General features: G+C 72.1%; 14 protein-coding genes. 11 read left to right on the plus strand and 3 right to left on the minus strand.

Going from position 1 to position 14,175, the window contains the following annotated elements; translation table 11 throughout:
• The first annotated feature begins 2 nt into the window (after window positions 1–2).
• The 6 genes from ABD169_RS09650 to ABD169_RS09675 are packed head-to-tail and all read left to right on the plus strand — an operon-like array spanning window position 3 to window position 5,952.
• Window positions 3–1,058: an ABC transporter substrate-binding protein gene (locus ABD169_RS09650; protein WP_344031819.1), complete on the plus strand. Its 1,056-nt coding sequence runs from the start codon at window positions 3–5 to the stop codon at window positions 1,056–1,058.
• Entirely contained in the window at window positions 1,055–1,822 is a 768-nt protein-coding gene (locus tag ABD169_RS09655; protein ID WP_046453766.1) for an ABC transporter ATP-binding protein, read from the plus strand. Before ABD169_RS09650 ends, ABD169_RS09655 begins: the two co-directional genes overlap by 4 nt.
• A complete protein-coding gene (locus ABD169_RS09660; RefSeq protein ID WP_052961196.1) occupies window positions 1,819–2,646 on the plus strand; it encodes an ABC transporter permease in 828 nt (275 codons plus the stop codon). Before ABD169_RS09655 ends, ABD169_RS09660 begins: the two co-directional genes overlap by 4 nt.
• Before the next feature lie 2 nt (window positions 2,647–2,648).
• Entirely contained in the window at window positions 2,649–3,677 is a 1,029-nt protein-coding gene (locus ABD169_RS09665; protein ID WP_344031822.1) for an Ldh family oxidoreductase, read from the plus strand.
• Window positions 3,674–5,050 carry an acyl-CoA thioester hydrolase/BAAT C-terminal domain-containing protein gene (locus ABD169_RS09670; protein ID WP_046456624.1) on the plus strand — a complete coding sequence of 459 codons (1,377 nt, stop codon included), beginning with the start codon at window positions 3,674–3,676 and terminating at the stop codon, window positions 5,048–5,050. The genes ABD169_RS09665 and ABD169_RS09670 overlap by 4 nt, the downstream gene beginning before the upstream one ends.
• A gap of 20 nt (window positions 5,051–5,070) precedes the next feature.
• Window positions 5,071–5,952, plus strand: coding sequence for a DUF1684 domain-containing protein (locus ABD169_RS09675; protein WP_046456625.1), 882 nt, complete (start codon window positions 5,071–5,073; stop codon window positions 5,950–5,952).
• Here the strand turns inward: ABD169_RS09675 and ABD169_RS09680 are convergent.
• Together ABD169_RS09680 and ABD169_RS09685 are read right to left on the minus strand one after the other, a co-directional pair.
• Complete coding sequence (locus ABD169_RS09680) at window positions 5,931–7,298, minus strand: MFS transporter (RefSeq protein ID WP_344031825.1); 1,368 nt, start codon at window positions 7,296–7,298, stop codon at window positions 5,931–5,933. The two genes, ABD169_RS09675 and ABD169_RS09680, sit on opposite strands and share 22 nt — an antisense overlap.
• Before the next feature lie 25 nt (window positions 7,299–7,323).
• Window positions 7,324–8,796, minus strand: coding sequence for an AAA family ATPase (locus ABD169_RS09685; RefSeq protein WP_046456627.1), 1,473 nt, complete (start codon window positions 8,794–8,796; stop codon window positions 7,324–7,326).
• Between the two features lie 60 nt (window positions 8,797–8,856).
• Here ABD169_RS09685 and ABD169_RS09690 point away from each other — a divergent pair, with 60 nt between their 5' ends.
• The 3 genes from ABD169_RS09690 to ABD169_RS09700 are packed head-to-tail and all read left to right on the plus strand — an operon-like array spanning window position 8,857 to window position 12,433.
• Entirely contained in the window at window positions 8,857–10,758 is a 1,902-nt protein-coding gene (locus ABD169_RS09690; protein WP_344031827.1) for a VWA domain-containing protein, read from the plus strand.
• 49 nt (window positions 10,759–10,807) lie between these two features.
• Window positions 10,808–11,644, plus strand: a complete 837-nt coding sequence (locus ABD169_RS09695) for a hypothetical protein (protein WP_344031829.1) — start codon at window positions 10,808–10,810, stop codon at window positions 11,642–11,644.
• Between the two features lie 9 nt (window positions 11,645–11,653).
• Window positions 11,654–12,433, plus strand: a complete 780-nt coding sequence (locus tag ABD169_RS09700) for a glycerophosphodiester phosphodiesterase family protein (RefSeq protein WP_344031831.1) — start codon at window positions 11,654–11,656, stop codon at window positions 12,431–12,433.
• A gap of 39 nt (window positions 12,434–12,472) precedes the next feature.
• On the opposite strand, the gene ABD169_RS09705 is transcribed toward ABD169_RS09700, so the two are convergent.
• Window positions 12,473–13,033, minus strand: coding sequence for a thioesterase family protein (locus tag ABD169_RS09705; protein ID WP_344031833.1), 561 nt, complete (start codon window positions 13,031–13,033; stop codon window positions 12,473–12,475).
• Window positions 13,034–13,143: 110 nt separating this feature from the next.
• Between ABD169_RS09705 and efp the strand changes: the two genes are divergently transcribed.
• Both efp and nusB read left to right on the plus strand, forming a co-directional pair.
• Complete coding sequence (gene efp, locus ABD169_RS09710; RefSeq protein ID WP_046456631.1) at window positions 13,144–13,707, plus strand: elongation factor P; 564 nt, start codon at window positions 13,144–13,146, stop codon at window positions 13,705–13,707.
• A 14-nt stretch (window positions 13,708–13,721) separates the two neighbouring features.
• A complete protein-coding gene (gene nusB, locus ABD169_RS09715) occupies window positions 13,722–14,141 on the plus strand; it encodes a transcription antitermination factor NusB (protein ID WP_046456632.1) in 420 nt (139 codons plus the stop codon).
• The last annotated feature ends 34 nt before the right edge of the window (window positions 14,142–14,175 follow it).

Genomic DNA, 14,175 nt, shown 5'->3' on the forward strand with positions numbered 1-14,175 from the left:
CGATGACGCTTCGACGACGACTCGCCGGAGGCGCTGCCCTCCTCACCGCCCTGGCGCTGCTCACGGGCTGCGCGAGCGGTGGGAACGATGCACAGGGGAGCAGCGAGTCGGCTGCGGATGCGCCGAAGATCACGTTCCTGTACTCGCCCTATGCCGACTACGCGCCGTTCTTCCTCGCTGAGAAGAAGGGCTACTTCGAGGACGCCGGTCTCGACGTCGAGCTCATCTCGAAGAGCGGCAGCTCGGGAGAGACCTACCAGCAGGTCAGCACCGGCAGCATCACGGCCGGCGGTGCGACCTGGGGCGCCGGCCTGTTCAACGCGACGAAGGCGGGCACCTCGATCTCGGTCATCGCGAGCGTCTCCAAGATCCCGTCCGAGGGCAAGAACCCCGCGCCGCTGATGGCCTCGGAGAAGTCCGGGATCACCGATGCCAAGGATCTGAAGGGGAAGAAGATCGGCATCCCCGGCGACGGCGGTTTCGGCATCTACTCGGTGGCGCTCGCCCTGGAGTCGGTCGGGCTGGGCCTCGACGACGTGAAGCTCGTCAACCTGAGCCCCGGGGACATCCCGCCCGCGATGGCGAACGGCTCCATCGACGCGAGCTGGACCATCGAGCCCATCTCCTCGGCCATCGCGCAGAAGAAGATCGGTCACGAACTGCTCGGGGTCGACTACCAGTCGGGCGTCGAGCTGGGCGCGCTCGTGTTCAACAGCGACTACGTGCAGAAGCACCCGAAGGCCGTCACCGCCTTCACCGCGGCGTACCTGCGCGCGGTCAAGGAGCTCGAGAACGGGGGCTGGAAGGATCCGGCCGACCAGAAGATCATCGCCGAGTACACGGACCTGCCCGTCGAGACGCTCCAGTCCATCGGTCTGACCCGCCAGGATCCCGAGGGTTCGATCGATTGGAAGGACGTCGCCCGGCAGGAGCAGTTCTTCCGCGACCGCGGAGCGCTCGAGTTCGACGGCGACTCCGGTATCGAGAAGATCTTCCGCAAAGACATCCTGCAGCAGGCCGTCGCGGATTCCGAGAAGCAGCCGAGCGCGAGCTCGTGAGCACCGGCATCTCGATCCAGGGGCTCTGGAAGGCGTTCCCGAGCGCGGAATCGAAGGACGAGGTCCTCGTCGCCGTGGAGGACGTCTCGCTGGAGGTCCGCGAGAACGAGTTCGTCTGCGTGCTCGGCCCGTCGGGCTGCGGCAAGAGCACGCTGCTCCGCGTGGCCGCAGGCCTCGAACAGGCGAGCCTCGGCTCCGTCACCACCGAGAGCCGGCCGTCGGTCGTGTTCCAGGAGCACGGCGTGTTCCCATGGCTCACCGTCGCGGAGAACGTCGCGTACCCGCTCAAGCTGCGCGGCGTCCCGCGAGCCGAACGCCGGGAACGCGTGCGCGAACTGCTGCAGCTCGTCGGTCTCACCGAGTTCGCGAGCTACTACCCGGCCCAGATCTCGGGCGGCATGCGTCAGCGGACCTCGGTCGCCCGTGCGCTGGCCGACGACGGGAACGTGCTGCTCATGGATGAGCCGTTCGGCGCGCTCGACGAGCAGACCCGCGTCGCGCTGCAGCAGGAGCTGCTGCGCATCTGGGAACGGACCTCGAAGTCGGTGCTGTTCATCACGCACAGCGTCGACGAGGCGCTCACCCTGGCGGACCGCGTGGTCGTGATGTCGCATCGGCCCGGCCGCATCATCGCGGAGATCGAGATCCCGTTCGGGCGCCCGCGCGACATCATCGAGCTGCGCCGCGATCCCCGGTACGGCGAGATCACCTACCAGCTCTGGAACCTGCTGGAGCACGGCACCGAACAGGGGGAGGCCGCGTGACCGCGCAACTGGAGCAGACCGGACCGGACGAGACCCGGCGTCTGCTGGTGGACGCCGTCCGCGCCGAGCGCGGATCCGCGTGGGTGCGCCGGATCGGCCCGTACACGCCGCTGCTGCTCATCCTGGTGTGGGAGCTGCTGAGCCGGGTCGGGGTGCTCGATGCGCGCTTCTTCCCGCCTCCCTCCTCCATTGTCTCCACCTTCGTGAAGATGCTGCTCGACGGGGTGCTGCTCGAGCACACCGCCATGACCCTGTCCCGCATCCTCATCGGCTTCGTGCTGGGTGCGGTCCCCGGGGTGCTCCTGGGTGTGCTGCTCGGAACCGTCCGGCCGCTGAGGCAGCTGCTCGAGCCGATCTTCTCGAGCCTGCTGCCGATCCCGAAGGTCGCGATCTTCCCGCTGCTCCTGCTCATCTTCGGCCTCGGCGAGACGAGCAAGTACGTGATCGTGGCGATCGGCGTCTTCTTCTACCTGTTCTTCAACACCATGAGCGGGGTCATGCAGACGCCGCCGCTGTACGAGGACGTGGCGCGGGCGAACGGCGCCTCCCGCCTGCAGCGCTGGTTCACGGTGTCCTTCCCATACGCGCTTCCGTCGATCTTCACGGGCATGAAGCTCGCGACCGGCGGTGCGTTCGTGATCATCGCGGCCTCGGAGTTCGTGGGATCGCAGAGCGGGCTGGGGTACCTCATCTGGAGTTCCTGGTCGACGTTCGCGGTGTCCAAGATGTACGTCGGGATCGTCACGATCTCGGCGCTCGGCTACGCCGCCACCGCGCTGGAGGGCGTCATCGAGCGCCGCGTGGTGCCCTGGGTGAAGTACTGATCGTGCCGCAGCGACAGGAACACAAGCCCGACCGGACGATCGAGCTGGCCTTCGCCGAGCTGGTCGCGCGGATCGAGCGTACGATCGCTCCGTTCGCGGGACCCGGCACGGGCTTCGCGGACGAGGACGCGCGCCGAGCCGCCCGCTGGATCGCCCGAGCCGAGGCGCTCGGCCTCCCCGGTTTCGGCGTCGCGATGCTGGCGCGGGATCTGCGGTCCGCCGCGCTCGTCCGTCCGGCCGGCCCGGCCCCCGGGGGAGCCGGAGACGGGGCCCGAGCGCTGTCGAGCATCGTCGCGTCCGGGATCCCCGGACCCCTGGCGCTGGCGCGCGCCGCGCGCGAGGCCGCTGCCGCAGCTGCCGTTCACGGTATCGGAGCGGTCGCGCTGCGGGAGGTCGGAGCGCTCGGGGTACTCGGCCTGGCGGTGCGCGAGCTCGCGCTCGGCGGTCTCGTCGCCCTTGCGGTCGCTCAGGCACCGGCCGCGGTCGCGCCGTGGGGTGGGACGGCCCCGGCGATCGGCACGAACCCCATCGCGTTCGCCGCCCCGCGCTCCGATGCAGCGCCGCTCGTCGTCGATTTCGCGACCTCGCGCGCGACGCTCGCGGCGGTGCGCGCCCACGCCGCCTCCGGCGCCGCGCTCCCGTCGAGCGTCGCGCTCGACGCGGCGGGTCTGGCGACGACCGATCCCGGCGCCGTATCCGCGCTGCTCGCGGAGGGGCGGATCGCCTCGCTCGCCGGGCTCCTGGTCGAGGTCCTCGCCGGAGCAGCCGCAGGCGGCCGGGGGACCGGTGCGCACCCGGTCGACGGCCGTGGAGCGCTGCTGCTCGCGCTGGACCCGGCGTCCGCCGGCGGGCTGCACGCCTCCGATGTCGGAGCCGAGCTCTCGGCGGAGTGGATCGCCTCGGGCGGCCACCTGCCCGCCCGTTTCGACGCGCTGCCGCTCGATCCCGCCGACGAGACCGGCGCGGTCCGGGTGAGCGCCGCGGGCCTGCGCGAACTGGAGTCCGCTTCCGCGGGCGGAGCCGTCGCGTGAGCGCTCCGTTCGAGATCCGCGTCGAGCCCGCGCGAGCACTGCTCTCGGAGCGCCGCCGCATCGAGGTGCTCGGAGCCGCTCCGGGCGCGCTCGTCACCCTGCGCGCCGAGACGCTCCGCGGCGACGAGCTCTGGGCCGCCCAGGCGACCTTCCTCGCGGGCGCGGACGGCGGGATCGACCTCGATCACGATGCACCGGTCTCGGGCGACTACCGCGTCGCCGATGCGATGGGGCTCTTCTGGGCGCAGCATCGCGAGACCGCTCGGGGCGGGGGAGTCGAGCCCGTCGACCCCCGTGTTCCCGTGGTCACCCGGATCATCGCGACGCAGGAGGCGGGGACGGGCTTCCTCGATCTTCCCGGCGACGGCGCCCGTGCGGTCAGCGTGGAGACGGAGGTCCGGCAGGACCTGCTCGCCGACGGGGTGCGTCGGGAGGAGATCCGGCACGACGGCCTGGTGGGCACGCTCTTCACCCCGCCCGGCACGGGACCGTTCCCGACCCTCATCGTCATGAACGGCTCCGGCGGCGGCATCAACGAGGCGCGCGCCGCCCTGTACGCCGCGTACGGCATCCGCGCGTTCGCGCTCGGCTACTTCCGAGCACCCGGCCTGTCCCACTACATCTCGCGGACTCCGCTCGAGTACTTCGAGCGGGCGCTCGACTACGCGGCCTCGGAGCTGGATCCGCTGGGCGGGCTCCCGCTCGTCAGCGGGCAGTCGCGCGGCGGCGAGCTCACGCTGCTGCTCGCGGCGCGATTCCCCGAGCGGGTCGCGGGAGCGGTCGCGTTCGTCCCCGGCGCATTCGCGTTCGGGGCGCAGGGAGCGGCGGACCCGGCCGAGGGCTGGGACGGGCCCACGTGGACCTGGCGCGGCGAGCCCGTCGAGCACCTGTGGCACGGGAACCGGGGCGTGGACTGGCAGCCCTGGAACGATGCGCCGCCGCCCACCCGGCACGCCGACGTCTACGTGGACGGACTGCGCGACCGGGACCTCGCCGCCGCGTCCCGGATCCCCATCGAGCGCTTCGCGGGGCCCGTGCTCTGCGTATCCGGTCTCGACGATCGGGCCTGGCCCTCGAGCTTCGCCTCCCGACTGGCACTGGGAGCCCTCGAGCGGCACGGCCATCGCGCCGAGCGGCTGCACCTCGACTACGAGGAGGCGGGCCACGGCATCTCGGTGCCGCACCTGCCGAGCACCGAGATCGCGCGCGTGCATCCGGTGTCCGGGGTCCACTACTCGAACGGCGGCACGCCGTTGGGCAATGCGCGGGCGAGCGAGGATTCGTTCCGCGCCGTCCGGGCGTTCGTGCATCGCACCGCGGCCGCGCGTGCGGAGCGGGCCTCCGGTGCCGCCCCTGACTCTCAGAACGACTGAATCGAACCGAAGGAGATCCGATGCCGGTACCCGAGCATCTCGCAGGACAGTGGCGCGAGTGGCGCCACCGCCATGTCGCGGAACTGACCCGTCCGTACGGCTGGACAGCGCTCGTCGCGCAGTACTGGCTGCACGAGGGCAGCTCGGGCGTGGAACTCGACCTGCTTCCGGGCACCTGGGGGGTGCAGGACGGACGGGTGATCTTCACTCCGCCCGCTGACGGGCCGACCCTGTCGGTGAACGGGGAGCACCCCGCGCGCCCCGTGGAGATCGTCACCGGACGCAACCAGACCTACGGCCACGGCGCGAGCGTGCCCGTCTACTTCGGCGTGCGCGAGGTGGAGACGGTCCCGCGCACCAACGACGCCGGCGACCGGATCTTCGGGGTGCGCGTGCGCGATCCGCGACTGGCGGCGAGCGCCGCCGACATCGGGCTCACCGCGTTCGACTACGATCCGGCCTGGAGGATTCCCGCGGTGTTCTCTCCCGCCGAGCGCGACGACGTCGAGCAGGAGACGGTCGAGCGCGGCGTGCGCGAGACGACGACGCGGATCGGTACCCTGCGCTTCGAGCACGAGGGCCGCCCGTACGAGCTGGCGCTGATCGGGAAGGACGCCGGCGACCGGGTGCAGCCCGTCGCGCACATCCGCGATCGCAGCAGCGGGCCGGTCACCTACGGTGCGGGGCGTGTGATCGAGCTCCGGTTCTCAGAGGACGGCGCGGGGCGGATCGATTGGATCGACTTCAACTACGCGACGGCCCTGCCCTGCGCGGTGACGAACTTCGTCACCTGCCCGCTGCCGCCCGCGCAGAACCATCTCGACTTCGAGGTCCTGGCCGGTGAGAAGAAGCCCGCGAACGACGTCGCTCGTGTGCTGACCTACGAGCCGCCGGCGGACTGAGCCGGTCGGCGGATCCCGATCCATGAGACCAGCGCACCGATGGCGAACAGCGCCGCGGTCACGACCGCGGCGCTGTGGAACCCGGCGAGGTCGAGTCGGCCCCCGACGATGGTCGAGAGCAGGGCGATGACGAAGAGGCCGGCGACGCGGGAGACCGCGTTGTTGACGGCCGAGGCGATGCCGCTGCGCTCGGCGCCGATGGATCCCAGCACCGCCGAGGTGAGCGGGGCCACGGTCAGCGAGAGTCCGAGTCCGAGCACGAGCATCGACGGCAGCACCTGCCACCAGTAGTCGAAGTCCGAACCGACGGTGAGCAGCAGCAGCGCACCGACCGCCATGAGCGCGGGACCGAGCGTCATGAAGATCCGCGGGCCGTGCTTTCCCGCCCAGGATCCTGCCCGGGAGCTCAGCAGGACCATGAGGATCGTGATGGGCAGGCTGGCGAGTCCGGCCTGGGTGGCGCCGAGGCCCGCGCCCTGCTGCAGGTAGACGCCGATGACCATGCCGTTGAGCGAGAGCGCGGCGTAGACGAAGAGCGTCGAGAGGTTGCCCCAGGCGAAGTTGCGGACCCGGAACAGCTGGAGCGGCATCATCGGTTCGGCGATGCGCCGCTGCCGCGCCACGAATCCGAACAGCAGTGCGATGCCCGCGAGTCCAGACAGCCAGATGGCGGGAGCGGTCCAGCCGAGCCGGGGCTGCTCGATGAGCGCGAAGACGAGCGCGGCGAGGCCGATGGCGCAGAGCGCGCCGCCCCACCAGTCGACCTTCGCGCCGCGCTGGTGCTCGGGCAGCTGCACCCGGCGGAGCAGCAGCAGCGTGACCGCGATGGGGAGCACGTTGATGAGGAACACGAGGCGCCAGGAGAGGAAGTCGACGAAGAGCCCGCCGAGCAGCGGCCCGACGAGCTGGGCGGCGGTGGTGCACGCGGTCCAGACGCCGATGGCGCGGGCCTGCACCTCGTCGCGCATCGTCGCGGTGATGAGGGCGAGCGAACTCGGGACGAGCAGCGCGCCCGCCGCTCCCTGGAGTGCGCGCGCGACGACGAGGAACAGCGGATCGGGCGCGGCGGCGACCGCGACGGAGGCGATGCCGAAGGCGATGAGTCCGACCCGCATGATCGTGACGCGTCCGAAGGCGTCCGAGAGCGAGCCCGCGAGCAGGATCAGTGAGCTCAACGTCACGAGGTAGGCGTCGACGGCCCACTGCTGCGTGGTCAGCCCGCCGCCGAGCTCGCGGCTGATCGCGGGCAGCGCGACCGTGACGACCGTGCCGTCGAGGAACGCCACGAAGGAGGCGAGGACCGCGACGGCGACGATCAGCCGTTGCGCCGGAGTGAGTCGCTGCACACGGCCGATCGTACCCCCGGAACGGTCAGGAGAGGCGGAAGCCCTGCCCCTCGATGATCAGGGTGAGCACTGCGCGGTCCTCCCGGTGCATGACGCCCTCGACGAAGCGCCGCAGCGCGTGCTCGAGCGTGACGGTGCCGGCGCTGCCCGCGACCTTCTCGAGGATCGCGACCAGCGTGCGCGGTGCGAGCACCGACTCCTCGAGCCCGGGGCGCCCGTCGACCTCCCGCTCCGTGCTCACGTAGCGCTCGAAGCCGCCGTCGGTGCGGCCCGAGAAGACCTGCTGGCTGATGAACGCGGCGCGCGCGACCGCTTCGAGCTGCGCGAGCGGCAGCGCATCGGGCAGGCGGCCGTCCTCGTCGCACACCGCGGCCGCGGCGAGCAGCAGGTTCTCGCGCGGCGTCGTCGCGTGCTCGGATCCGGCCGCGGCCGCGGAGTCCGGGTAGTGCACCCGGTACGCGTTCGCGCCGAAGCGGTTGACGAGCTCGGCGCTGAGCCGGTCGATCCCGCGGTACCGGTGCCCGCTCTGCTCGTTGGCCGTGGCGATGATCGCGAAGCCCGGGCTGATCTCGATCGTGTCGCCCGCGTGCTCCTGCACGGCGTAGCGGGCGCCGGGGCGCAGCTGGAGGATCCGGTTGAGGCGCTTGAGGAACTCGGGCGGCATGGCGTTCACCTCGTCGAGGATCAGCACCCGACCCTCGGTCATCGCGCGCAGCAGGGGACCCGGCACGAACACGCTGACCGTGGCTCCGCCCTCGGCACGGAGCTCGTGGGCGCCGATGAGCTGGGCGCTCGAGATGTCGCCGTAGCCGGAAACGAGCTCGGGCTCGCGTCCGAGCTCGTCCCGGGCGATCGCCTCGGCGAGCGCGGTCTTGGCGCCGCCGGTCTCGCCGATCAGCAGCATCGGTGCGCCGCGGCGGAGCGCGGGCAGGGCCTCTTCGATGATCGAGCGCATCTGCTCCGTGCGGAGCAGACCGCCGCGCAGCTGGGCCCGCGCGGTGCGCAGCCGCAGCCGGCCGAGTTCGGCGAGCACGGCGTCGCGCATCGCGGGGCTCCCGAGGCGCTGCTCCCATGATCGGTCGGGGGCGGCGGCGTCCAGCTCCGCGACGCGTTCGCGCTCGTGCGGTGCGAGCTCGCGCCCGCTCGAGACGGCCCGCGCGATGATCGCAGCCCGCTCGTCGGAGCGTCGCGCATCGAGCCGCTCGGCGCGCCCGGCATGGACCACCGTGCGCAGGACCGCGGCACGACGGTCGAGCGCCTCGTCGGCGAGGGGGCGGATCGCCGGATCCGCGAGCAGGGCGTCCCGTGCAGCCCGCAGGGCATCGCAGGCGGCCGCGGCCGAACGGAGTTCGTCGGGGAGGGCTGTCGACCGGTCGGCACCGGGCGTCGTGGCGCCGAGCCGGCGCAGATCCGCGCGCAGCGCACGTCGGGTGCGCACCAGATCGTCGTGCGCGGCAGCGAGCTCAAGAAGTGCGGGATCAGCATCAAGAGGCAACATTCAGCCACGATATCAGTCGAGTTCTGGGCTTCGCTACGACAAGGTCGATAGTCTGTGCGCATGAGCTCCGTCCCCGCACTGACGCCGTCGCTGGCCGCGAGGCTGCAGGCCGTCGCGCGCGTGCTCGGCGTCGAGATCCTGCTCGGCGAGGGGACCGACTGGCGGTTCGAGTACGGAGCGCTGCAGGTGAGCCCGTCCTTCTTCGCCGAGCGCGGGCACCCCGAGGACGAAGCGATCGCGCTGACCATGCTCGAGCTCTGGGGCCCGGCGCGCTGGGCGACCCTCGCTCCAGCCCGGCAGCGCCGGAGGCGCTCGCTCGCGAACGCCTCCGGCGCGCTCGAACCCCTGCTCGCCGCGGTCGATCGTCTCCAGGCCTCGGGAGAGCTGCTCGGGTCCTTCCCGGCGTTCCGCGAGCAGCTCGCCGCCGCGACGCTCCGGAGCCTGCCGACGGGTGCGGGCGGGGTGGACCTGATCGGTATGCCGAGGCATCTCCAGTGGATCGCCGCAATACTGTGCCTCTCGCTGGCGCCCGGGGCCGCGATCCACGCGGAGGCCGAGGTCGCCGTCGAGCTGGAGCACCTCGAGACGCTCGGAGCGGGTGGCGCGCACCCGCTCCGCCGGGTCTCGGCACCGGATCCCGCGCGCCCGGCGCTCCGCCGGTTCGAGCGCGCGCTCGCACTGCTGCAACCGCCGTACGAGCGGCTGCTCGCGACCGATCGCGCGCAACGCGGGCTCGCGAGCGCGGGGGAGGACCCGGGAGCCGACGACGGGCCGGGCGTCGACGGCTTCGACTCCGGCGCGGGCGGTGAGGACGCGTCCGGCACCGCGGAGGGAGCGGACGCCGCCGACGGGGACACGGTCGCGGCACCGCCCGAGGACGACCGGCGCGCCCGGGCCGGCGAACGGCGCGCCGAATCGGAGGGCGCGGACCTGTTCGCGGCGGAGCAGGCGGGGTTCCTCACTCAGGTGCTCGCCACGCCGCTCCCCGCAACCGGAGCGATCGTGGACGAGCTGCTGGAGCTCCCGAGCGAGCTCGAAGCGACCTCGTCCGCGAACGACGATCCCGCCGCGTCCGGCGCCGCGGGACGGTCGGCCGCCGTGCCGGCCGACCTCGCCGACTACCGGGACCGCGCGGAGCGGCTGAGCGGAACGATCGAGCGGATGCGCGAGACCTGGCACCGGGTGATCGCGGACCGCCTCGCCGAGCGCCGCGCCTTCGCGCGGCGGGCCTCGGCAGACGGCGAACTGCTCGACGAGAACCGGCTGGTCGCGACCGTGACCGCGGTGCGCGCGGGAATCCGCAGGCCCGAGGCGTTCCTGCCCCGCGAGTCCCGTCGGCGCCCGGACCGCGAGACCGGGAGCACCGACTACGTCCTGCTCATCGACCGATCCGGCTCGATGCGCGGCCGCCCTGCGTCGTTCGCGGCCGACGCCGCCCTCGTGCTGCTCGAGGGCCTGGCCGGGGTCGAACGGGATCTCGCCGCCGCCGAACGGGCGAGCGGCACGGAGCTGGACCTCGCGATCCGCACCTCCCTGATCGTGTACGACGCCGAGGCCGTGGTCGTCAAACCGCTCGCTGGATCGCTGGACGATCGTTCGCGCAGACGGTTGCGGGCCGAGGTCCGCACGCCCGGCGGCGCGACCAACGACGCCGCCGCGCTCCGTGCGGCGGGCGAGGAGCTCGGCGTGCTCGACGGGTCCGTGTCGCGGGAGCGCGGCGCCGACGGCATACCCCGGCGACGCATCGTCCTGCTGATCAGCGACGGCGGCAGCAACGATCCGGCGGAGGCCCGTTCGGAGCTGCTGCGGCTGCGAGCGCGCGGCGTCGAGGTGCTCGGGATCGGGATCGGCGACGACGAGCTGGTCCGCAGGTATACGCCCGACGGCAGCCGGGTGGACGACCCGAGGCAGCTCCCCGAGCGGGTGCTCGCGCTCGTCGAGGCTTCGATACCCGATGCCTGACTCGAAGATCGCGGTGCCGGGCATCGCGGATGCATGGAAGGATCTCAGCATGGACGCAGATGCCCGGACGAGCGGCGACGAGCTCAGGCTCGCACGACTGCTGCTGCCCGAACTCGCCGAGCGGCTCGATACGGTCGTCGGTGCGAGCGATGCCGCCCGTGCGGAACGGGATTTCGATGCCTGGCTCGATGCCGAGAGCGATCGGCTCGGCGAGCGTTTCTCGGCCGCGGCGTTCGCCGTGCTGGATGCGGAGGCGGGCGCGCAGTTCTCAGCCGCGTTCCGGCGGGCCCGAGCACTCGCGGAGCACGTCGGGATCGAGGCTCCGGAGCCGGAGGCGCTGATCGAGGCCGGGCTCGACCCGGCCGCGCTGGCCGACGCGATCACGGAGGATCCGACGCTCGAACCGGTGCTCGCGCCGTACGGGCTCGGTGATCTCGTATGGCGCGAGCTGTTCCGCTCGACGGGCGCGTCGGGCGCGGCGGGCGGCCTGGTGCTCGCCACCGAGGTCGTGCGCGAGTTCGGGCGCCTCGACGCGGTTCCCGATCCGTCGACGCCGCGGGTCGCCGTGGCCGGGCCGGACGGCGGCCGCATCGAGTGGACGTTCCGCGCGATCCCGGCCGGCGAACGGCCCTCCGTACTCGGCCTCGGCTACGCGCACGGGCCGCACGTGTCGCTGCCCGAGATGCTCGCGCTGCAGCTCGGCCGCCTCGTCGCGGGAGCGGATCCCGTCGACACCCAAACCTTCACCTGGCTCGCGGGGACGCTCGCCGACGGCGGCCTGGCGGCGCGCCACGTCTTCGACCGGAGCGATGACGTGGTGCGGATCGCCGCCCGCGAGATCGGCAACCAGGGACCGCACCTCGGTGCGCGTCCGCCGATCGGCTGAGGCGCTGACGTGACGCATCCCTACTTCGCCGACGCGGGTCGCCCGCGGATCCTCGCGCACCGGGGCTTCGCGCACGGAACCGAGTTCGGTGCGGCCGCCGAGAACACCGCGGCGGCCTTCGCCGCCGCCGAGCGGGTCGGCGCCGACTGCTTCGAGACCGACTGCCGGCTGACCGCGGACGGCGAGGTCGTGCTGATCCACGACCCCGACCTGCGTCGGCTCGCTGCGGATCCGCGCCGGATCTCCGAGGTGCGGCACGCGGAGCTGGCGGACCTCTTCGCCGAGCGGGGCGGCCTGCTGACGCTCGCCGAGGCGCTCGAGCGATTCCCCGCGGGGCGGTTCAACGTCGACGTGAAGGATCCCGCCGCGGCGGAGCGGGTCGGCCGGATCGTCGCCGGGCAGGCGCATCGCGTCCTGATCACCGGCTTCTCGGATCCCACGCGCCGTGCGGCGCTGGCGTCCGCGCTCGCCCACGGGGGATCCGTTCCCGCGACCTCGCCCGGGCGGTCGGTGCTCGCCGCGCTGCTCCTCGCGCTGGCGACCGGCGCGCGCGGCAGGGCCGCCCGGCACCTCTCCGACGTGGACGCGCTGCAGATCCCCGAGCGCAGCGGCCCGGTGCCGGTGCTGACCCGGCGACTCCTCGACGCCGCCCACGCGCACGGCACCGAGGTGCACGTCTGGACCGTCGACGACCCCGAGCGCATGCGCGCGCTCGTCGCGCGGGGCGTCGACGGGATCGTCACCGACCGCAGCGACCTCGCGGCGGCGGCGTTCGATCGGGGGCGCTGAGCCGGGGGAGCGGTCCCTCGGTTTGGGGGCCGAAGCCGCTCACCAAACGTTCGGCGCGGGCTCCCGCGTCGACTGCAGCCGGCTCAGCCGGCCCCAGGCGAGCAGGTCGTCGGAGACGTGGAACTCGGCCGGGTCCGCGCCGAGCCGCTCGACGATCTCGTCGACGGGCACCACGCCGCCCGAGCGGCGCAGGATCCGGGAGCGCACGAACGCGCGGGCGTAGATCTCGTCCGATCCGGACCGGTCGGGGCGCAGGAACCGCTGCTCCATGTAGACGGCCTGCTCGTCGAAGCCGAGCACCTTCGACTCGATGGCGAAGCGCTTCCACGGGTTGAGCGACTTGCGGTAGGTGATGGTCTGGGCCACGACGACCGGGTACCAGCCCTCGCGGTCGAACGCCGCGAGCACGCCGTTGCGCTGCATGAGTTCGAAGCGGGCGACGTCCATGATCGACAGGTACTTGCCGTTGTTCATGTGCCGCAGCACGTCGATGTCGGTCGGCGAGACCCGGAACTCGGCACGCGCCACATCGGTGAGGCCGAGGCGCGACGCACGCTTCGCGCGGCGCAGGTGCATGAGGGTGCGGGGGAGCATATGCATGGCCGACAGCCTAGGGGCGAACCCGCAGCCGAGCGCGAAGCTTGGAGGCTCTATACTGGATCGGCGCGATCTCGCGCTCGAACTTTCACGAACCGGAGACACACGAGCATATGGCAACCTCGAACGACATCAAGAACGGCACCGTCATCAAGGAGAACGGTCAGCTCTGGAGCGTGGTCGAGTTCCAGCACGTGAAGCCGGGCAAGGGCGGCGCGTTCGTCCGCACCAAGCAGAAGAACGTCGTGTCGGGCAAGATCATCGACAAGACCTACAACGCCGGCGCGAAGATCGAGACCGCCAACGTCGACCGTCGCGACTTCCAGTACCTCTACCAGGACGGCGCCGACTTCGTCTTCATGGATCAGGCCGACTACGACCAGCTGACCGTCTCGGGCGCCGTCGTGGGCGATTCCGCCAAGTTCATGCTCGAGAACCTCCAGGTTCAGATCGCGCTGCACGAGGGCGAGCCCCTCTACATCGAGCTCCCCGCTTCGGTCGTGCTCGAGGTCACCTACACCGAGCCCGGCCTGCAGGGCGACCGCTCCACCGGCGGCACCAAGCCCGCCACCGTCGAGACCGGCGCGGAGATCCAGGTCCCGCTGTTCCTCGAGACCGGCACCAAGGTCAAGGTCGACACCCGCACGGGCGACTACCTCGGCCGCGTCAACGACTAGTCGGCGCCCGCTACATGAGTGCACGGAGCAAGGCCCGCAAGCGGGCCCTCGACATGCTGTTCCAGGCGGACGTGCGCGGTGAGGAGCTGCGCTCGGTCGTCCTGGCCGAGTCCGGTCGCGCCTCGGCCGAGCCGGATCGCATGGAGTCCTGGCTGTACGCCCGCGAGATCGTCGACGGCGTCGAGGATCACCGCGAGCAGATCGACGAGCTGATCTCGAGCTACGCGCAGGGCTGGTCGCTCGACCGCATGCCGAACGTCGACCGCGCCCTGCTGCGCGTCGCAGCGTGGGAGATCCTCTTCAACGACGAGGTCCCCGCGCCCGTCGCGATCGACGAGGCCGTCGAACTGGCCAAGGAGTACTCGACCGAGGACTCGAGCCGGTTCGTGAACGGCGTGCTCGGCAAGATCGCGGAGCACGCGCGCAACGTCTAGGCGAGTGCGCAGCGATGAACGGACGGGTCCTTCG

It is taken from the genome of Leucobacter iarius, from assembly GCF_039530105.1.
GTDB lineage: Bacteria > Actinomycetota > Actinomycetes > Actinomycetales > Microbacteriaceae > Leucobacter > Leucobacter iarius.

Bases quoted from the DNA above. Each gene is read 5' to 3' on its own strand.
- ABD169_RS09650 (WP_344031819.1), top strand. From the start codon at position 3: ATGACGCTTCGACGACGACTCGCCGGAGGCGCTGCCCTCCTCACCGCC.
- ABD169_RS09675 (WP_046456625.1), top strand. From the start codon at position 5,071: ATGCCGGTACCCGAGCATCTCGCAGGACAGTGGCGCGAGTGGCGCCAC.
- ABD169_RS09685 (WP_046456627.1), bottom strand. From the start codon at position 8,796: ATGTTGCCTCTTGATGCTGATCCCGCACTTCTTGAGCTCGCTGCCGCG.
- ABD169_RS09690 (WP_344031827.1), top strand. From the start codon at position 8,857: ATGAGCTCCGTCCCCGCACTGACGCCGTCGCTGGCCGCGAGGCTGCAG.
- ABD169_RS09695 (WP_344031829.1), top strand. From the start codon at position 10,808: ATGGACGCAGATGCCCGGACGAGCGGCGACGAGCTCAGGCTCGCACGA.
- ABD169_RS09705 (WP_344031833.1), bottom strand. From the start codon at position 13,033: ATGCATATGCTCCCCCGCACCCTCATGCACCTGCGCCGCGCGAAGCGT.
- efp (WP_046456631.1), top strand. From the start codon at position 13,144: ATGGCAACCTCGAACGACATCAAGAACGGCACCGTCATCAAGGAGAAC.
- nusB (WP_046456632.1), top strand. From the start codon at position 13,722: ATGAGTGCACGGAGCAAGGCCCGCAAGCGGGCCCTCGACATGCTGTTC.